Genomic DNA, 15,906 nt, shown 5'->3' on the forward strand with positions numbered 1-15,906 from the left:
GAACGAAGTTGGTGGGTTACGCCTTCGGCCAACCCACCCTATGGCGCCGGTGCTTGCCTCACCGCACCCCGCCGCCCTGATCCCTGATCGCGCCGAGATGCTCGTTGATGCGGAAGATGATCAGGATCAGCTCCGCGATGATGCGCGAGAACACGATCCCGACGACGACGCTCGCGATCGAGGACAGCAGCATCAGGAAGCCGCCGAACGGGCTGATCGCCATCATTGCGAGGCCGGAGAAGATGCCGGAGAGGCCGAACAGGCAGATCAGCGCGATCACCAGCCAGTAGAAGGTCTTGATGATCGTCGGCGTGATAAAGCGGTCCCATTGAAACAGGTCGCTGAATGAAAACATTGCTCTCCCCAGGGCAATTCAGATGTTGTCGGGCCTTGCAAATGGATCGTGGCCCCTCATCAATCCGACTCAAGACCAATGCCGGTGCGCCGAATGTAGCACGAGCCATGCGGGCCGGCGGGTTGAGATTGCCGCAAAGTGCGGCCACAATCTGTCATTCCCTCAAACCTTTCCCAAGATGACCCTGACCTTCGAAGATTTCCCGCCCGGCCGGTTCGGAACATTCGGCCCGCGCCATGTCACGCGCGACGAGATCGTGGCCTTTGCCGCCGAGTTCGATCCGCAGCCGATGCACCTCGACGAGGAGGCCGCCAGCAAAAGCATGCTGCGCGGCCTGTCCGGCTCGGGCTGGCATCTCTGTTCGCTGATGATGCGGATGATGGCCGACGGTTTCATTACCCGCGCCGCTTCGCTGGGATCTCCCGGCGTCGATGAAGTGCGCTGGCTGTCGCCGCTCAGACCCGGCGACGACCTCACGCTCGACGTCGACGTCGTGGAGGCCCGCACCTCGAAGAGCCGCCCGGAGCTCGGCATCGTCAAGTTCAAATGCACCGTGCGTAACGCGGCGGGGCAGGCGCTGTGCGAGATGACGTCGCCGATCCTGATCAAGCGGCGCGAGGGGGCGGTCTGATGCCGTTTTTCGAGGAGATCGAGATTGGGCATCGCCGCGAGATCGGCGCCTATACGTTCACGGCGGAGTCGATCAAGACATTCGCCGCAAAGTTCGATCCGCAGCGTTTTCACCTCGACGAGGAGGAGGGCAAGAACTCGCTGTTTGGCGGGCTCGCGGCCTCGGGCTGGCATGTCGGCTCAGCCTGCATGAGCCTGCTTGTCGCCGACGGCCAGCGTCTGGCGCGGGAAGCCGTCTCGCGCGGCGAGGAGGTCGCGGTGTGGGGCCCGTCGCCGGGCTTTCGCGATTTGCGCTGGATCAGGCCGGTGCTCGCCGGCGACATCGTCACCTACGTCAACGTCGTCATCGACAAGCGCAGCTCCGCCTCGCGACCGGGCTGGGGCATCCTGACCGCGCGCACCACCGGCACCAACCAGCGGGGCGAGGACGTCTACGCCATCACCGCCAGTGCTTTCGTGCCGATGCGTGCGAACGGCGGTTAGATTCGTTCCAGGATGAACGGCAAAAACAGCGCGCGAGTGTTGCCCCCGCGCTATGGACGCGATTCCGGGTGGCTGCCATAAGCCTGCGCAACATGGTTTTCCCGCGAAGCAGTTCGCGGAACCATCGAGTTGCTAACCAATTATGAACCTGTCGCTGTCTATTTGAACGAACTGGGCAGAGTACAGGGGACGAGGACCATGGCAGACCGCGGCGCACTCAAGCTGGTCGGATTCATCTTTGCTACCGCGACGCTGGCCGTGATGCTGGTCGCCGGCATGGTGGTGAAGGGCTATGCCGATGGTGCCTACACCCTGGAAGCCTCGACCGTGGAAGCCGCCCGGTAAGACTTCGTTAACTCCGCGGAGCCGCAACGCGGCCTCCGCCCTCAGCGGCTATAGACGAACGCCAAGATCGCGATCGCAACCGCCAGCAATCCGACAAAACGCAACATGATGGTGCCGAACTGATTCGGCGCCGGCCGCAGCGGTATCGGGTCGGTGGTGTCGGGCCGAATGCTTTCCATGAGATGTCCCCGGGCCCGCCGCGATGGCAAGAGCGCTTGGCGTTAGTCGCGGAGTGGCGGTGGGGGGTTCAAAGGCGAGGGCCTTCACCTCGCCCCGCTTGCGGGGAGAGGTCGGATCGCACAGCGATCCGGGTGAGGGGGACTCTCCGCGAGTCCATCTGTCACCGAATTTTCTGAAGCAGCCCCTCACCCCAACCCTCTCCCCGTAAGAACGGGGCGAGGGAGAGCACACATCCCACGAATCAAAACCGCCGCGCCCCTTTCGGAACGCGGCGGCCGGTGATGCGTGATGTCAGCGCTCAGCTGTTGCGCAGGCCGTCGGCGGCGCGCTTCCACTGCGAGACGTTGTCGGCGATCATGCGGGTCGACTTCATCGCGGCCTGGCTGAGCTGGGCGTAGCCGGAGATCTCGCGCTGGACGCGCTGGCCTTCGGCGTGGAGCAGATCGCGCAGGCTCTCGAGCTCGGAGATCAAATTCTCGATCTCGGCGAGGGAGGTGCCGGCGACGCGCTGGATCAGCGAGTTGACGTTGGTAACGGTGGCCTCCGCGCTCGGGTCGAGCGGCGGCGCGTCCGTGGCGGTCGCTGCCGGACGGCGCAGATAGGCGATGTCGTTGCGGACGAAGTCACGGATGCCGGCTTCGACTTCCGTCACTGCGGCGAGGTTGGTGTCGATGGTCTCGGTCTCGGTGCCTTCGGTCTTTTCCGGACGCATGGCGTTCATCGTTATTCCCCTGTTCGCGTTGAGCGCAGCGCGAGTGTCCCCCGCACGACGACGTCAGTCTGGGACTAGGGCGTCGGATTTTGGCCGCAACTTGGCCGAGGTGCGGCAAGGGCGGTCCATTCGGGGGCTTTGCCGTGGCGTATGGTTAGGAGAGTCTGAACGTGGCCGCCGCGCCGAAGTGAATGCGCGGCCCGGTCGGTGCTCGATTCCCTCGTCCCGCAAGCGGGGAGAGGCGAAAACACGTTCACCAGCTCTTCTTGAAACCCGCCGTCAGGCTCTTGTTGATCGCCCCTTGCGAGGTTTCGCCGACCGAGCCGGAAACGGTGACGTTGTCGAACAGTTTCTGCTCGGCGCCGACCTTGCGCAGCCATTTGTCGTCAGTGGTCGACAGCGACTGGCCCGCGGTGATGCTGGTGCCGGTATCGGTGAGGGTGACCTTGGCCGATTGGTCGGTCTCGTAATTGCGCGTGATGTGACCGCCGACGCCGGGGAGCGCCGTGGTGCCCTGCTGGTTGACGCTGTAGCCGTTCTGCAGCGTCAGCGACGTGTCGCCCGATAGCGGCACCGACTTGATCAGCGACGCCCCGAGCTTGCTCTGCTCGGCGCCGGGATCGACGCGGGCCTCGACCGCGGTCTTGTCCCAGATCGCACCTGCCCCCGGCGCGGTCGCGGCCGCCCAGGCGCTGCCGGACGACTGAGGCACGCTGCCGCCATTGGTGGCTTTCTGCGCCAGCAGCTCCGACATCGTCCGCGGCTCGCTCGTCACCGTCATGTCGGCGCCGATGCGGGCGTCCCAGAATGAGGATACCGACTGCTTCACCGTCACCGCCGAGGAGCCGTTGGCGTTGGAGTTCGTCGCCCAGTTCAGCCCGTCCTTGGCGGCGGCCTGCGCGCGCTTCTTGGCGGCGATGATGTCGTTGAGCGTGCCGGCGTCGATCGCGAGCTGGCCCCAGTCGAGCTTGTCGACGTCGATGCCGCTCAGCACGTCAGGGTCGTTGACGTCGGGGGCTTCCGCCGTCTCGGCCTCGTCGTCGGGGGCTGCGGCCGGGCCGGGGGAGAAGGGCGGAATGATCTGCGCAGACACCGTCAGCACCGATCCCAAGATGAAAGCGGCCGCCAGCATCGGCAGCCTGGTCCAGCCAAACCCTGTCGCGAATTCCATCGTCCTGCCCGTCAGCCCAGTTCCCGCCGAGGATGCGGAACCATCGTTGCGAAATTGTGGCGGTTCCACAGACGCGAACCAACGGGCCGCGCGAAAGGCGCGCGCCCGATGACGAGCTGCTCCACGATTGCATCCGGCGGGGCTGGAGGCCAGGACGCGTCGCGGGGAGCATCAGCCGTCGGTCCCGAACTGCGGGGCCCGTTGGTATTCCGTTCAGCCCACGCCGGTCATCTTCGGCAGATGAATGGCGCGGCCGAGTGCCTGCTCGACCAGATCGAACGTATCGATCAGCACGCGCATGCTGGTGAGCTTGCCCGCCTTGAACTGGGCGAACTGCGCCACCCGCAAGCTGATCGGCTTGTTGGAATCCAGCGCGGTCAGCGAATAGCGCAGCATCGAAGCGGCGGAATCGACGCCGAGCATGATGCTCTCGCGGTCGAAGCGGCGGACCTGGAAATTGTCGGCGAGCTGGCGGATGACATCGAGCACGGCGTCCTTGCCCTGGCGCGCGCCGAGGAACGGAAACATGTCGATCGGGCCGTACAGCGCCCACTCGACGTCCTCGTCGATCAAGGCCTCGATGTCCTCGAAATGCCGGTCGTTGATCGCGCGGTGCAACGCACGCGAGAAACGCCAGAGGCTGTGCTCTGTCATCTTGGGCAGTCCTGAAGCTGGCTTGCGAAAAAAAACGAAAAACAACCCCAAGCGCACAGGATAGGTGCCGCGGGGTCGCTCAACTCATTTGTATACGAACAAAATACGCCAATTCGGCCAAAACGCAATTCACGTTTTCGCAATGCACAATTGATCCCGGCGTGTGAGATTTACAATAGAACCCCGTATTTTCCCGGTCCGGGCCGATTTGGAGAGAGCTAGCCCCCGTCCGCCCGCTCGCCCACGATCAGCGGGCCGATCTCACGTTCCAGCACCTGCTGCACCAAATCGTAGGAATCGATGATCTCGCGGATCTGCGCCACCTGGCCCTGGCGGAAAGTGTAGAAAATGGCCATGTCGACCTGAATGATGCGGTCGTTGCTGCGCTTCCGGAAGAACACGCGCAGATAGGCCGCGACCGTGTCGCCCTCGGCGACGATCTGCGGCACCTCGTAGCGGATCTCGGCGTATCGCTCCTGCACGGTGCGCCAGAATTCGCCGAGCTCCTTCTTGCCGTGGCAGGGGCCCATGTGGGGCAGCACGTCGATCGGCGCGTGGGTGAGGAAGTCGACGTCGTCGGTGCAGCACGACAGCGCCGCCTCGAGATCGCTGCGCGAGATCGCGTCGAGCAGATGCAGCACGCGCTGGCGATTGAGCTTCTCGACCGTCATTCCGCCCGTCCTCATTGGCCGTGTGGAGCTTGCGCAAAGCTAACGCGCGGCCTCGGATACCGGCAATCCGCAAAACCACAGGGGATATTGCAGATCATATGACGCGCAAGCACAATGCCAGGTTCATGGCTGCAATTGAGGGTTGAGTGACCGGGCGCCTGCACGAATTCACATGGCGTTCGGCTGCATGGACTCGGAAAGCGAGCGCGCGAGCGCGGCAGCGGACGCGGAACCGGGACGGGCCCGTGCCCGTTGAGGTCGCGACACCGCATTCGGAGACATCGATCCATGAAATCCCTCGCCGCCATCGCCGCCGTCCTTCTCATCTGTGGCGCGACCTCCGCCGCCAACGCCAAGGGCTGCATCAAGGGCGCCGTCGTCGGCGGTGTCGCCGGCCACTATGCTGGCCATCACGGCGTCCTCGGCGCTGCCGCCGGCTGCCTCTACGGCCGCCACCATGCCAAGGAGCAGCAAGAGCAGGAGAGACAGCGGCAACAGCAGAGCCAGGTGAACGGGCAGGGCAAGCTGTAACGTCACGGAAAACTGTGCTCCCGCCGTCTTCTATCCGGCATGCTTCGATGGTAAAATCCATTCGCGAACGCTGGGGTTGAATCAGGCGAGGGAACGATGGATGTCGGGAAGTTCTTGTGGGGTTCAGTCCTCGCAATCCTGTTCCTGTATCTCGTCGTCGCTTTCGTGGGCAAGGCTTCCCGTTCTGCGGGCGTCAAGTACAATTGGGTCGGCGTCTTGCTGTCATTCTCGACGATCGGCCTCGCCATCTATCTCGTTTTCTTTCGCCAGCTTTGAGCCGGTCCCGGCTGCCTCACGTCCCGGGCTGTCGGCCGGGCGTGAGCCAGCTCACATCGCGCGCCTTCCCCTGTGGCTATCGTCCTGCCCATGTCATCAGGGAGACGTGCCATGGCCGCCATCGCCAGAGTCAGAGAGTCCAGCCTGCACAACGCGCTCGAAGGCCTCGCGCTGACCGCGACGCTGCAGAGCTTCCCGACCTTCGCCGCCGCCGCCTTCCTGCTCAAGCTGGTCGGCAATCACGACCTGGTCGGCGATCCCGGCGTCGCCATCTTCGTCGCCATCGCCTCACTCGCCCATGCGCTGCTTGCGGTGAGCTTCGGGCCGAGCTTCCCGACCTTCTTCAAGACCGTCTACGAACCAAAATTCTTCGAGGCCCATCTGTCGCTCGCCGACAAGATCACTGCATGGCGCACCCAGCCGGTCGCCTCGCTGCAACTGATGACCATCGTGCTGCTGCTGTCGGTGATGGCCGTGGTGACGGCGAGCGTGGGGTGATCGCATCATGCCCTTCATCACCGCGTCGAAATCCGGCCCGCTCAACTGGCTCGAAGGCTTTGCGCTCACCGCGATCCTGCAGGGATTTCCGATCTTCGCCGCGGCGTCGCTGATGGTGAAGCTCCTGGCCAACCATCACGGCGGCAATCCCATGCTCACCATCACCATGGCGACGATCTTCTACAGCTTTCTCTCCATCTGGGCAGGATCGACATTCCCGAGATTTGCAAAGAACGCCTACGAACCGCTGTTCTTCGACGCCAGCCTGTCCTTCTCCGACAAGATCGCCCGCTGGCGCGCCAAGCCCGCGACATCGATGCAGCTGGTGGCCTCAGTGCTGCTGCTGTCGTTGCTGGCGGCAAGCGTGGGGTGAGCTCGCGCTCTCATCACTTTCGGACGCCGCCATCAATAACCATGAGCGGCGCGGCGCTCCGCGCCCCTACCTCTTCTTCCACCCACCTCTATGCCCCGGCGCTCCTCCGCTCGACCGCGGCGATGGCCCAAACTCCGGCCCCGACTGCCTTGAGTCCGTCGGCTGGATGATCCGGCTTTCACCGCCGAACGGTTTTGTCGGCAGTGCGCGGTCCCCGCGATAGGGCAGGGATTCCGGGCCGTGCATCTCGTCGAGATGCGGCTTGTGCACCTTCGAGCCGCTGCCGCCGCCGCTCGCCTTCAGCGCGGAGCTCACGGTCTTCTTCTTCATCGCGCTGACCGGCAAATTGGCGGCATCGCCGTATTTCTTCGCGCCCGCATAGGCGCCGGCCTTGCCCTGCACCGTGCGCTGCTTGACGGTGGGATCGTCGACCACCGCGAGCTCGGTGGCGCGCAGGCGCTTGACCTCGTCGCGCAAGCGCGCGGCTTCCTCGAAATTCAGATCGGCGGCGGCCTCGCGCATTCTCGTTTCGAGATCGCCGAGCACGGCCTCAAAATTGTGGCCGATCGAGATGACGTCGTCGGTCATGTCGTGGCCGCCGATCTCGACCAGCACATGATCGCGCTCGTAGACGCTGTTCATGATGTCGCCGATCGACTTCTTGATGCTCTCCGGCGTGATGCCATGCGCCGTGTTGTACTCGACCTGCTTCTCGCGACGGCGGTCGGTCTCGGCGATGGCGCGCTCCATCGAGCCCGTCATCTGGTCGGCATAGAGGATCACCTTGCCGTCGACGTTGCGCGCGGCGCGGCCGATGGTCTGGATCAGCGAGGTCTCGCTGCGCAAGAAGCCTTCCTTGTCGGCGTCGAGGATCGCGACCAGCGCGCATTCGGGAATGTCGAGGCCTTCGCGCAGCAAATTGATGCCGACCAGCGCGTCGAAGGCGCCGAGGCGCAGATCGCGGATGATTTCGATGCGTTCGATGGTGTCGATATCGCTGTGCATGTAGCGCACGCGAATGCCCTGCTCGTGCAGATATTCGGTGAGATCCTCCGCCATGCGCTTGGTCAGCACCGTGATCAGCGAGCGGTAGCCGGCCTGGGCGGTGGCGCGAACCTCGCCGACGAGATCGTCGACCTGGGTGCGGGCCGGGCGGATGTTGACGGGAGGATCAATAAGCCCGGTCGGCCGGATCACCTGCTCGACGAACACGCCGCCGCTCTCGTTGATCTCCCAGGCGCTGGGCGTGGCCGAGACCGCGACCGTCTGCGGCCGCATCATGTCCCATTCCTCGAAGCGCAGCGGGCGGTTGTCCATGCAGGAGGGCAGGCGGAAGCCATATTCGGCCAGCGTCGCCTTGCGGCGGAAGTCGCCGCGGAACATGCCGCCGATCTGGGGAACGGTGACGTGGCTCTCGTCGGCGAACACCAGCGCGTTGTCGGGCACGTATTCGAACAGCGTCGGCGGCGGCTCGCCGGGCAGGCGCCCGGTGAGATAGCGCGAATAGTTTTCGATGCCGGCGCAGCTTCCGGTCGCCTCCATCATCTCGAGGTCGAAGGTGGTGCGCTGCTCCAGCCGCTGCGCCTCCAGCAGGCGGCCCTGGTCGTGGAGCTGGTCGAGCCGCATCTTCAATTCGGATTTGATCGACTTGATCGCCTGCACCAGCGTCGGGCGCGGCGTCACATAGTGCGAGTTGGCGTAGATCTTGATGAATTCGAGCTCGTCCTGCTTGTGGCCGGTGAGCGGGTCGAACTCCTCGATGGTCTCGACGGTGTCGCCGAACAGGTTCACGCGCCAGGCGCGGTCTTCATAGTGCGCCGGGAAGATGTCGATGACATCGCCGCGCACGCGAAAAGTGCCGCGGGTAAAGTCGGCCTGGGTGCGCTTGTATTGCAGCGCGACGAGGTCGGCGATCAGCTGGCGCTGGTCGATGCGCTCGCCCTTCTTCAGGGCAAAGGTCATCGCGGTGTAGGTTTCGACCGAGCCGATACCGTAGATGCAGGACACCGAGGCGACGATGATGACGTCGTCGCGTTCGAGCAGCGCGCGCGTCGCCGAGTGGCGCATGCGGTCGATCTGCTCGTTGATCGAGGAGTCCTTTTCTATGTAGGTGTCGGTGCGAGGGACATACGCTTCCGGCTGGTAGTAATCGTAATAGCTGACGAAATACTCGACCGCGTTGTCGGGGAAGAAGCTCTTGAACTCGCCATAGAGCTGGGCGGCGAGCGTCTTGTTCGGCGCCAGGATGATGGCGGGGCGCTGCGTCGCCTCGATCACCTTGGCCATGGTGTAGGTCTTGCCGGAGCCGGTGACGCCGAGCAGCACCTGCGAGCGGTCGTTGCGGTTGATGCCCTCGACCAGCTCAGCGATCGCGGTCGGCTGGTCGCCGCGCGGCTCGTAATGCGATTTGATCTCGAAGCGCACGCCGCCTTCGGACTTTTCCGGACGCGGCGGCCGATGCGGGGTCCACACCCTGGTGGAGCCGTCGTCCTTGCGGAACTCCGGCCGGCCCTCGCGGATCAGCGATTCCAGCGCGTCGGCGGTCGCCTTGACGCCGAGCGCCTCCATCTTGCTGCGCGGCGGGCGCGCCAGGGCTTCGGCGTCGTCCTCTTCCGTGGGAAGGCCGAGCTGACGGGCCAGTTCCGGATCGAGCGTCGGGATCGTGGCCGCGGTTCCGTAATTGGCCTGCGGCGCCTCGTCGAAGCCCGCGTCGCGGGCACCGGGCGGCTGCGGATTGGGCCGCAGCGGCATCGGCCTCGTATTGTCCTGCGGAAACTCCTTCGGCGTCGAAGCGCGCGCGCGATGCGCCGCGGCCTCGCCTCCGGAGCGGCGGTCGCGCGAATTATCCGGCGGCGGCTGCAGGCCGGTGCCCGATCCGAGCCCGGCGTCGCCGCGATTGATCGCGGGATTGAGCAGCTCGGCCAGCGCCGGCCCGATCGGCTGCACGTCCGGGCGTGACGCCTTGGAGTTTGGCGCCTTGGAATTTGGTGCCTTGGCGTTCGGAGCCTTGGTCTTGGGGGATTTTCCGGATTTTTCGGAGGATGCAGATTTCTTCGCCATGCCCCGAATATGGGACGAGTCCGGCCCTCAGGAAAGAGGTCTCTCCGCTTGGCAACAGATGTCAGCAAGGCGGAAGCGGTGGGTCCTCAATGAAGCATTGTCGCGACGCACTCCTCGACCTGCGCCCGCCGCCCCGGAATATCCGGCAGAAACTGGAATCCGGTGAGGCGCTCGACCACCTTCACCGTGGTTCGAAAGCCCTTGAGGTATTCGAGCGCGTCCTTATCCTCGAGCTTCCGATGATCGATATTTGGCAGAACGTAGGCGTTCGCGCGCTTGCTGCCGGGATCATAGAGGATCTTGAACAGCGCAATGGGAACCGCGACTCCGACGTCGCACTTCTTCTTCGAGCCGCAGATGGCCGTTTTTTTTGGCGCCTCGAACTTGATCTCGACCTTGCAGGCATTGTTCCTCTTCGTCACCTCCGGAAGACTGTCCTCGTCGTCCGCATAGACCGGCCCGGTAATGACGTAGAGCTCGCCGCGATCCTTCGTGAGGGTGCGTACCAGCTGTTCAAACTCCTTCCAGATGCCCCGATTGAATCCGAGGCCCTGCTGTGGAACGGCATTCGACAAAATGAAGCTCTCGTCCATCCAGTCGGCGTTGAAGCTGAAGTCGGCGGAGGCGGCTTGATGCCCGCGATCGAGTTTGCTGCCGGTATAGTCTGCGTCCTTGGCCTGCGCCGAATCGCAGACGCCTTCCTCCGACTTGAATTTCTTGCTCTCCGGACGCTTGAACGTGCCGCTGACCTGCTTCTTGTTCAGCGCCTCGATCACCCAGAACGGCGTCTTGGCCTCGTTGTTGTGCAGGAGCACGTATCGGGTGTGACAGACGGTGGTGGCGTCGAGATCGTCGCCACCGGTCGGCAGGCCGATCTTTTCCCAGAGCGCACGACAACTGTCGGGATCGTTCACCGGCTTTGCCGGAGCTGTTTCACAAACATCGGCCCGGACCGGCTGACACAGGGTCAGTCCGAGGCAGATGAGCCAGCACAGACGCGAGAATTTCGACATGGCTCGCCTCCGGACTCAACCACTCGCGCCGGGCGGCGTGGTCGTGGGCTTGCGGCCCCGTGCCGGTTTGCTTGCGGCGGCCTCCGCGGTTTGCTCCTGCTTGCGCTCCGACGAGCTCACGGTCTTCGATATGACATAGGTGCCGCCGCTGATGCCGAGCAGCGCCAGCACATTGCCGGGAATTTCGATCAGCGTTCCGGCCTCGATCGACAGCAGCAGATAGAGTCCAGCGATAACGAATGTGAAGATTAGGAACTGGAAGCGGGAGAGGCTCGCCTTCGGCGGCGAGGTGTCATTGGGCGTTTGCGGCTCGGACAGCAATCCCGCGAGAGCTCCGGAGTCGCTAAACAACTTCCAGAGTACAAGCGCGGCGAACCCGAGCAGAATGATCGAAATAACGACAAAGCCCCACCATGAAATCCATTGCGCGGTCATGAAATAACCTCCTGAAAAGCTAGCTTCGTTCACTCCTTCGTGCGATTTTTCCGGCCAGATAGAGGCCGTTCCCGCCGGTCAGCAGCGTCACGAGCTCCTCCGACAAATCCGGCATCGACAATGCTCCGGTTGGCATCGTGACGATCCCCGTGTTGAGTGCGTGAATCGTATAGATGGCCAGCACCGCGGGAACGATGGCGGCTGCGACCACCCGTTCGGGATTGACGCTATCGTCTTTGGAGATGTCGCTGACGAGCAGGCCGCTTGACGCCACTTCGTCACGCAGCACACGAATGAGTACGAGCAACAGCATCGCGCCGAACCAGGCGATCAGGCCAAAGGCCAGAAACTTGCCAATTGCTGTCATCAGCCCCGCGCTCCCGTCAACATTCTGCCACATCGTATGGCCGGATGCAATCAAAGGTAGTGCACAAGGGCGGGGGTGGAGCTCCGAGATGTCCAAGCGAGCGTCGTCTCGGGAGATCGAGCCACTTCACTCCGTCAGCATTCGTCCGCGTCAGGAACTGCGGCCGCTAGCCTTACGAACCCGCGCTCACGCCGCCGGCGACGGCCCCTCATCGTCCCCGGCTGCGTGATGCGGCTCGAGGATGTCGAGATGGATGCCGCCGCAATCGGTGCAGCGCATGGCCCAATACTCGCATCCGGCACGGCCGCCGATCACGCGGAGCACGGCGAGATCGCCGTCGCATTCCGGGCAGCTGGACAGCACGTTGCGGGTGTAAATCTTCGGCCGCGACGTGTCTTCGAATTCGATGACTGACATGACCGGTTTCCCCTTTGACCCTGCGCCGTTCCTTGGTCGCCTGCAGTCCCGCTCGCCTATTCGTCGTCGCTGTCGTCGGCCCGCCGGCGGAAGCGATCGATGTGATGCTTGGCATGGGCAATCGCGGCATCGGGATCGGGCCAGGCGAAGCCGACTTCCATGGCCGGAAACAGCACGCCGTCGATGGCAACCGGGCTGAAATCGGCACGCCTGATACGGGCGTGCCAAAGCCCCTTGCCAGCTTCGAAGGATTCGATGTCAAAGCCGTCGTAGAGGGTCGTCATTGCAGTCCCCAAATGTTTTGTTCGAGCGCCTTGTTGGAGGGTCAGGGGACCACGTTTGCGGCTTTCAGAATGTGAAGCCGTTCACAAGCGGCGGCCTTTTTTGCCCGAAGGGCCGGTCGCAGCGTCAGGTCCGCGCGCTGGTGCGGCCGGTCCGCCGGACGGGACGGGCGGCAGGTTCCGACGCCGCGCGCATGATCCAGCGGCGGAACGCGGCAAAGTCGCGCTGCTCGGTCTGGAAGCTGCGATAGAGCAGGTACCAGCGCATGCCCTTGGGCACCGAGAGATCGAATGGCGCCACAAGCCGGCCGGCGGCGAGATCGTCGTCGATATAGGGCCGGATTCCCATGGCGATGCCGAGCCCGTCGGCGGCAGCCTGAAGCGCCTGGCCGTAGAACTGGAACTCCGGCCCCCGCGCGTTGATGCGCGCGAGGTTCGCGGCCTTGAGCCAAATCGGCCAGTCCTCGGGCGAATGCGCGACGCGGATCAGGCTCGGTCCCCTGAGATCGGCCGGGCGCTTTAGCGAGGACGCGAGGCGGGGCACGCAGACCGGTGTGAGATCGCCGGCGAACAGCGGCTCGGCCACCAGCCCGGGCCAGTCGCCGGTGCCGAGCTGGATGCCGCAGCTCCAGTCCTCGCCGAACGGCACCGACGCGCCGCCGGTGGTGAAGCGCACCTCGATGTCGGGCTCCTCGTTGCGAAACTCCGACAGGCGCGGGATCAGCCAGCGCATCGCGAAGGTGTGGCCGATGCCGATGGTGAGCACGCGGACGCTCGAGGGCGCCGTCACCTGGGCGGTGAGGCTTGCGAGCGCATCGAAGATCGGGGTCAGCCCGCTCTGATAGGCGCGGCCCGCCTGCGTAAGCAGCAGCTTGTTGGCCTTGCGCTCGAACAGCGCGAGGCCGAGCCGTTCCTCCAGGATGTGCACCATGCGGCTGACCGCCGCCGCCGACACGCTCAGCTCGAGTCCGGCCGCGGCAAAGCTGCCGGCCCGCGCCGCGGCCTCGAATGCCTTGATGCCGTTGAGAAACAGCAAGCGCCGCAAATGACCGACCCTCAGGAAAGCTGATGCCAGGCCAAGATAACTCAATTTGCGTAGGCGGGGCAAGCGGGGCAGAAATATCGGCGTAATCTAGGCTGATTTGCCGAAGCGGAGGCGGTGCCCTTCGCCTCTCCCCGCTTGTGGGGAGAGGCCGGAATCCAAGCGTAGCTTGGATTCCGGGTGAGGGGGACGCTCCGCGAGTCCCACTGCTGGCTCCCTTGCGGAGACACCCCTCACCCCACCCTCTCCCCGCAAGCGGGGCGAGGGAGTGAAGCGCCGTTGCGTCCCTTACACGCCACCACCGGAGAACGTCACGTGACGCCCATCATGATCGCTGCCCTTGGATTGCTGATGGTTGGCACCGCGTTCCTGTCGGGGCTGTTCGGCATGGCGGGCGGGCTGATCCTGATCGGCGTGCTGTTGGCCCTGATGCCGCTGCCGACTGCGATGGTGTTGCATGCGATCACGCAGATGGCCTCCAACGGCTGGCGCGCGTTTCTCTGGCGCGCGCATATCCGCTGGCGGCCGGTCGCGAACTATATGGTCGGCGCGGCCGTCGCGCTCGCGGCGTGGTCGCTCACCCGCTACGTGCCGGACAAGCCGGTCGCGCTGCTGCTGCTCGGCATCACGCCGTTCATGGCGCGGCTGCTGCCCGCCAACATCAAGCCGGATCCCGATCGACTCTGGCAAGGCACCGTCTATGGCACGATCTGCATGGGCCTCATGCTGATGACCGGCGTGTCGGGACCGCTGCTCGACACCTTTTTCCTCGGCGGCGATTTCGGCCGGCGCGAGAAGGTGGCGACCAAGGCGATGTGCCAGCTCGTCAGCCATTTCATCAAGCTGATCTATTTCGGCGGCGTGATCGACCAGGCGGCGACGCTCGATCCCGTGCTCGCGGCCGTCGCGATCGCAGCGTCGATGCTCGGCACCACGCTGGCGCGGCGCATCCTGGAAGCCATGACCGACCAGCAATTCGTGGCATGGTCGATGAAGCTGATCACCACCATCGCCTGCTACTACATTGCCTATGGCAGCTGGCTGCTGGTCCGCACGCCCGTGCTGGCTGCGTTCGACAAGGGAGGTTTGCAATGAGCGAGACTGCCGACCCGCTGGTGCTGGACTTCGTCGAATGGGTTGCGCGCGAGCCGCGCGCCTATGCCGAGGTGATCGCGACCTGGAAGACCTCGTGCCCGCGTCTCACCATCTGGGAAGACGCCGCCGACCGCGGCTATGTCGCGCGCGAGACGCTCCCCGGAATGGGGCTGATCATCGCGGTGACAAAGGACGGCGAGAGGCTGCTGCGCACCAACGGGCGCTAGCTCCCGCCACATCCGTCATTGCGAGCGCAAGCGAAGCAATCCAGAATGTTTCCGCGGCGGCAGTCCTGCGTCGCTTCGCTCGCAATGACGGAATACCGGGAGACCCCTTTCATGTCGCTCAAACTGTTCGAACTCGTCGGCACCGACGCCTCGCGACCGTTCAGCCCGTTCTGCTGGCGCACGCGGATGGCGCTGGCGCACAAGGGCCTTTCGGCGGAGACGCTGCCCTGGCGCTTCACCGAGAAGAGCGCGATCGCGCCGCACGGCTCGGAGAAGGTTCCGGTGCTGCTGCATCACGACCAGCCGGTGGTCGATTCCTGGACGATCGCGTCCTATCTCGAAGACAAGTTTCCGGACCGTCCGTCGCTGTTCGGCGGCGAGGGCGGCCGCGCCATGGCGCGCATGCTCAATGCCTGGGGTGACATCGCCATCGTCGGCGGCATCTTTCCGCTGATCATCGCCGACATCCCGAAGAATCTGGCCGAGGTCGACGCCGCCTATTTCCGCCAGTCGCGCGAGGCGCGTTTCGGCAAGAGTCTGGAAGAGGTGATGTCGAGCCGCGATGCCGGCGTGGTCGCCTTCCGCAAATCGATCGAGGTGATGCGGCAGACCCTGAAGAAGCAGCCCTTCATCGGCGGCGCTGCACCGAACTATGCCGATTACATCGTGTTCGGCGGTTTTCAGTGGGCGCGCGTGACGAGCCCGTTCAAGCTGCTCGAGGCGGACGACCCGGTCTACACCTGGCGCGAAAAGCTGCTGGATGCGTTTGATGGAATGGCGCGGAAATCGCCGGGGCACGCGGTCTAAGCTTGGTAGCCCGGATGGAGCGCAGCGCAATCCGGGAAGGTCGCAATGCGTGGCACGAACCCGGATTACGCTTGCGCTCCATCCGGGCTACGCATCGCCGCCTCGCGCAAGCACGCCCGGCACAGGCAATCCTCGCCCTTGACCGGCATCGGTAGCCGCGCCGTTTCTTCCGCGCACCAGCAGGTGCCCGAGAGGTCGCAACCGAACTCGGCGCCGCAACGGGAGCAGGCGAGGCGGCGCGGTGCCTGCACCGGAAGTTCTTGCGGATTTGTCATGATTTACG

General features: G+C 64.4%; 24 protein-coding genes. 10 read left to right on the top strand and 14 right to left on the bottom strand.

The window, feature by feature from the left end; genetic code table 11:
• Positions 1-58: 58 nt before the first annotated feature.
• The gene (locus AC0L20_RS07370; protein ID WP_007596805.1) at positions 59-355 is read right to left on the bottom strand and encodes a DUF4282 domain-containing protein; all 297 of its coding nucleotides are present in this window, start codon (positions 353-355) and stop codon (positions 59-61) included.
• A 178-nt stretch (positions 356-533) separates the two neighbouring features.
• Here AC0L20_RS07370 and AC0L20_RS07375 point away from each other — a divergent pair, with 178 nt between their 5' ends.
• The 3 genes from AC0L20_RS07375 (at position 534) to AC0L20_RS07385 (ending at position 1,813) form a co-directional block, all read left to right on the top strand.
• Positions 534-986, top strand: coding sequence for a MaoC family dehydratase (locus AC0L20_RS07375; RefSeq protein ID WP_473288007.1), 453 nt, complete (start codon positions 534-536; stop codon positions 984-986).
• Positions 986-1,468, top strand: coding sequence for a MaoC family dehydratase (locus AC0L20_RS07380; protein ID WP_473288008.1), 483 nt, complete (start codon positions 986-988; stop codon positions 1,466-1,468). Before AC0L20_RS07375 ends, AC0L20_RS07380 begins: the two co-directional genes overlap by 1 nt.
• Before the next feature lie 198 nt (positions 1,469-1,666).
• The gene (locus AC0L20_RS07385; protein ID WP_007596790.1) at positions 1,667-1,813 is read left to right on the top strand and encodes a hypothetical protein; all 147 of its coding nucleotides are present in this window, start codon (positions 1,667-1,669) and stop codon (positions 1,811-1,813) included.
• A 41-nt stretch (positions 1,814-1,854) separates the two neighbouring features.
• On the opposite strand, the gene AC0L20_RS07390 is transcribed toward AC0L20_RS07385, so the two are convergent.
• The 5 genes from AC0L20_RS07390 to AC0L20_RS07410 form a co-directional block, all read right to left on the bottom strand.
• Positions 1,855-1,992 carry a hypothetical protein gene (locus AC0L20_RS07390; protein ID WP_007614812.1) on the bottom strand — a complete coding sequence of 46 codons (138 nt, stop codon included), beginning with the start codon at positions 1,990-1,992 and terminating at the stop codon, positions 1,855-1,857.
• Between the two features lie 299 nt (positions 1,993-2,291).
• A complete protein-coding gene (locus AC0L20_RS07395; protein WP_007614810.1) occupies positions 2,292-2,714 on the bottom strand; it encodes a hypothetical protein in 423 nt (140 codons plus the stop codon).
• 244 nt (positions 2,715-2,958) lie between these two features.
• Positions 2,959-3,876, bottom strand: a complete 918-nt coding sequence (locus tag AC0L20_RS07400; protein WP_473288009.1) for a hypothetical protein — start codon at positions 3,874-3,876, stop codon at positions 2,959-2,961.
• A 213-nt stretch (positions 3,877-4,089) separates the two neighbouring features.
• On the bottom strand, positions 4,090-4,530 hold the full coding sequence (locus AC0L20_RS07405) for a nuclear transport factor 2 family protein (protein WP_247320748.1): 441 nt from the start codon (positions 4,528-4,530) through the stop codon (positions 4,090-4,092).
• 218 nt (positions 4,531-4,748) lie between these two features.
• Positions 4,749-5,201, bottom strand: coding sequence for a nuclear transport factor 2 family protein (locus tag AC0L20_RS07410; protein ID WP_473288010.1), 453 nt, complete (start codon positions 5,199-5,201; stop codon positions 4,749-4,751).
• Between the two features lie 288 nt (positions 5,202-5,489).
• Between AC0L20_RS07410 and AC0L20_RS07415 the strand changes: the two genes are divergently transcribed.
• The 4 genes from AC0L20_RS07415 (at position 5,490) to AC0L20_RS07430 (ending at position 6,879) form a co-directional block, all read left to right on the top strand.
• Complete coding sequence (locus tag AC0L20_RS07415; RefSeq protein ID WP_027520351.1) at positions 5,490-5,732, top strand: hypothetical protein; 243 nt, start codon at positions 5,490-5,492, stop codon at positions 5,730-5,732.
• Positions 5,733-5,828: 96 nt separating this feature from the next.
• Positions 5,829-6,008 carry a hypothetical protein gene (locus AC0L20_RS07420; RefSeq protein ID WP_473288011.1) on the top strand — a complete coding sequence of 60 codons (180 nt, stop codon included), beginning with the start codon at positions 5,829-5,831 and terminating at the stop codon, positions 6,006-6,008.
• Positions 6,009-6,119: 111 nt separating this feature from the next.
• Positions 6,120-6,506 (top strand): hypothetical protein, encoded by a 387-nt coding sequence (locus AC0L20_RS07425; RefSeq protein ID WP_473288012.1) that lies wholly within the window; start codon positions 6,120-6,122, stop codon positions 6,504-6,506.
• 7 nt (positions 6,507-6,513) lie between these two features.
• Entirely contained in the window at positions 6,514-6,879 is a 366-nt protein-coding gene (locus AC0L20_RS07430) for a hypothetical protein (protein ID WP_473288013.1), read from the top strand.
• A 66-nt stretch (positions 6,880-6,945) separates the two neighbouring features.
• Here AC0L20_RS07430 and uvrB read toward each other — a convergent pair whose 3' ends face one another.
• The 7 genes from uvrB to AC0L20_RS07465 form a co-directional block, all read right to left on the bottom strand.
• Positions 6,946-9,939, bottom strand: a complete 2,994-nt coding sequence (gene uvrB, locus AC0L20_RS07435) for an excinuclease ABC subunit UvrB (RefSeq protein WP_473288014.1) — start codon at positions 9,937-9,939, stop codon at positions 6,946-6,948.
• An 86-nt stretch (positions 9,940-10,025) separates the two neighbouring features.
• Complete coding sequence (locus AC0L20_RS07440; protein WP_473288015.1) at positions 10,026-10,952, bottom strand: DNA/RNA non-specific endonuclease; 927 nt, start codon at positions 10,950-10,952, stop codon at positions 10,026-10,028.
• A 15-nt stretch (positions 10,953-10,967) separates the two neighbouring features.
• Complete coding sequence (locus AC0L20_RS07445) at positions 10,968-11,387, bottom strand: hypothetical protein (protein ID WP_473288016.1); 420 nt, start codon at positions 11,385-11,387, stop codon at positions 10,968-10,970.
• A 19-nt stretch (positions 11,388-11,406) separates the two neighbouring features.
• The gene (locus AC0L20_RS07450) at positions 11,407-11,787 is read right to left on the bottom strand and encodes a hypothetical protein (protein ID WP_456767770.1); all 381 of its coding nucleotides are present in this window, start codon (positions 11,785-11,787) and stop codon (positions 11,407-11,409) included.
• Positions 11,788-11,940: 153 nt separating this feature from the next.
• Positions 11,941-12,171: a hypothetical protein gene (locus tag AC0L20_RS07455; RefSeq protein ID WP_473288017.1), complete on the bottom strand. Its 231-nt coding sequence runs from the start codon at positions 12,169-12,171 to the stop codon at positions 11,941-11,943.
• A gap of 56 nt (positions 12,172-12,227) precedes the next feature.
• Positions 12,228-12,455 (bottom strand): hypothetical protein, encoded by a 228-nt coding sequence (locus AC0L20_RS07460; protein ID WP_007614796.1) that lies wholly within the window; start codon positions 12,453-12,455, stop codon positions 12,228-12,230.
• A 124-nt stretch (positions 12,456-12,579) separates the two neighbouring features.
• Positions 12,580-13,497: a LysR substrate-binding domain-containing protein gene (locus AC0L20_RS07465; protein ID WP_473288018.1), complete on the bottom strand. Its 918-nt coding sequence runs from the start codon at positions 13,495-13,497 to the stop codon at positions 12,580-12,582.
• Positions 13,498-13,809: 312 nt separating this feature from the next.
• Between AC0L20_RS07465 and AC0L20_RS07470 the strand changes: the two genes are divergently transcribed.
• From AC0L20_RS07470 to AC0L20_RS07480, 3 genes are all read left to right on the top strand, one after another.
• The gene (locus AC0L20_RS07470) at positions 13,810-14,589 is read left to right on the top strand and encodes a TSUP family transporter (RefSeq protein WP_473262614.1); all 780 of its coding nucleotides are present in this window, start codon (positions 13,810-13,812) and stop codon (positions 14,587-14,589) included.
• Entirely contained in the window at positions 14,586-14,816 is a 231-nt protein-coding gene (locus tag AC0L20_RS07475) for a hypothetical protein (RefSeq protein ID WP_456767774.1), read from the top strand. Before AC0L20_RS07470 ends, AC0L20_RS07475 begins: the two co-directional genes overlap by 4 nt.
• Positions 14,817-14,927: 111 nt before the next feature.
• Complete coding sequence (locus AC0L20_RS07480) at positions 14,928-15,623, top strand: glutathione S-transferase family protein (protein ID WP_473288019.1); 696 nt, start codon at positions 14,928-14,930, stop codon at positions 15,621-15,623.
• Positions 15,624-15,688: 65 nt separating this feature from the next.
• Here AC0L20_RS07480 and AC0L20_RS07485 read toward each other — a convergent pair whose 3' ends face one another.
• The gene (locus AC0L20_RS07485) at positions 15,689-15,898 is read right to left on the bottom strand and encodes a cysteine-rich CWC family protein (protein WP_473288020.1); all 210 of its coding nucleotides are present in this window, start codon (positions 15,896-15,898) and stop codon (positions 15,689-15,691) included.
• Positions 15,899-15,906: the final 8 nt, after the last annotated feature.

The sequence above is a fragment of the Bradyrhizobium sp. Kon58 genome (assembly GCF_055807455.1).

Excerpts from the sequence above, each read along its gene's own strand:
- AC0L20_RS07385 (WP_007596790.1), top strand. The coding sequence starts at position 1,667 with ATGGCAGACCGCGGCGCACTCAAGCTGGTCGGATTCATCTTTGCTACC.
- AC0L20_RS07400 (WP_473288009.1), bottom strand. The coding sequence starts at position 3,876 with ATGGAATTCGCGACAGGGTTTGGCTGGACCAGGCTGCCGATGCTGGCG.
- AC0L20_RS07415 (WP_027520351.1), top strand. The coding sequence starts at position 5,490 with ATGAAATCCCTCGCCGCCATCGCCGCCGTCCTTCTCATCTGTGGCGCG.
- AC0L20_RS07390 (WP_007614812.1), bottom strand. The coding sequence starts at position 1,992 with ATGGAAAGCATTCGGCCCGACACCACCGACCCGATACCGCTGCGGCCG.
- uvrB (WP_473288014.1), bottom strand. The coding sequence starts at position 9,939 with ATGGCGAAGAAATCTGCATCCTCCGAAAAATCCGGAAAATCCCCCAAG.
- AC0L20_RS07485 (WP_473288020.1), bottom strand. The coding sequence starts at position 15,898 with ATGACAAATCCGCAAGAACTTCCGGTGCAGGCACCGCGCCGCCTCGCC.
- AC0L20_RS07375 (WP_473288007.1), top strand. The coding sequence starts at position 534 with ATGACCCTGACCTTCGAAGATTTCCCGCCCGGCCGGTTCGGAACATTC.
- AC0L20_RS07460 (WP_007614796.1), bottom strand. The coding sequence starts at position 12,455 with ATGACGACCCTCTACGACGGCTTTGACATCGAATCCTTCGAAGCTGGC.
- AC0L20_RS07430 (WP_473288013.1), top strand. The coding sequence starts at position 6,514 with ATGCCCTTCATCACCGCGTCGAAATCCGGCCCGCTCAACTGGCTCGAA.
- AC0L20_RS07425 (WP_473288012.1), top strand. The coding sequence starts at position 6,120 with ATGGCCGCCATCGCCAGAGTCAGAGAGTCCAGCCTGCACAACGCGCTC.
- AC0L20_RS07370 (WP_007596805.1), bottom strand. The coding sequence starts at position 355 with ATGTTTTCATTCAGCGACCTGTTTCAATGGGACCGCTTTATCACGCCG.
- AC0L20_RS07410 (WP_473288010.1), bottom strand. The coding sequence starts at position 5,201 with ATGACGGTCGAGAAGCTCAATCGCCAGCGCGTGCTGCATCTGCTCGAC.
- AC0L20_RS07405 (WP_247320748.1), bottom strand. The coding sequence starts at position 4,530 with ATGACAGAGCACAGCCTCTGGCGTTTCTCGCGTGCGTTGCACCGCGCG.
- AC0L20_RS07395 (WP_007614810.1), bottom strand. The coding sequence starts at position 2,714 with ATGAACGCCATGCGTCCGGAAAAGACCGAAGGCACCGAGACCGAGACC.
- AC0L20_RS07475 (WP_456767774.1), top strand. The coding sequence starts at position 14,586 with ATGAGCGAGACTGCCGACCCGCTGGTGCTGGACTTCGTCGAATGGGTT.
- AC0L20_RS07455 (WP_473288017.1), bottom strand. The coding sequence starts at position 12,171 with ATGTCAGTCATCGAATTCGAAGACACGTCGCGGCCGAAGATTTACACC.
- AC0L20_RS07450 (WP_456767770.1), bottom strand. The coding sequence starts at position 11,787 with ATGTGGCAGAATGTTGACGGGAGCGCGGGGCTGATGACAGCAATTGGC.
- AC0L20_RS07440 (WP_473288015.1), bottom strand. The coding sequence starts at position 10,952 with ATGTCGAAATTCTCGCGTCTGTGCTGGCTCATCTGCCTCGGACTGACC.
- AC0L20_RS07445 (WP_473288016.1), bottom strand. The coding sequence starts at position 11,387 with ATGACCGCGCAATGGATTTCATGGTGGGGCTTTGTCGTTATTTCGATC.
- AC0L20_RS07420 (WP_473288011.1), top strand. The coding sequence starts at position 5,829 with ATGGATGTCGGGAAGTTCTTGTGGGGTTCAGTCCTCGCAATCCTGTTC.
- AC0L20_RS07480 (WP_473288019.1), top strand. The coding sequence starts at position 14,928 with ATGTCGCTCAAACTGTTCGAACTCGTCGGCACCGACGCCTCGCGACCG.
- AC0L20_RS07380 (WP_473288008.1), top strand. The coding sequence starts at position 986 with ATGCCGTTTTTCGAGGAGATCGAGATTGGGCATCGCCGCGAGATCGGC.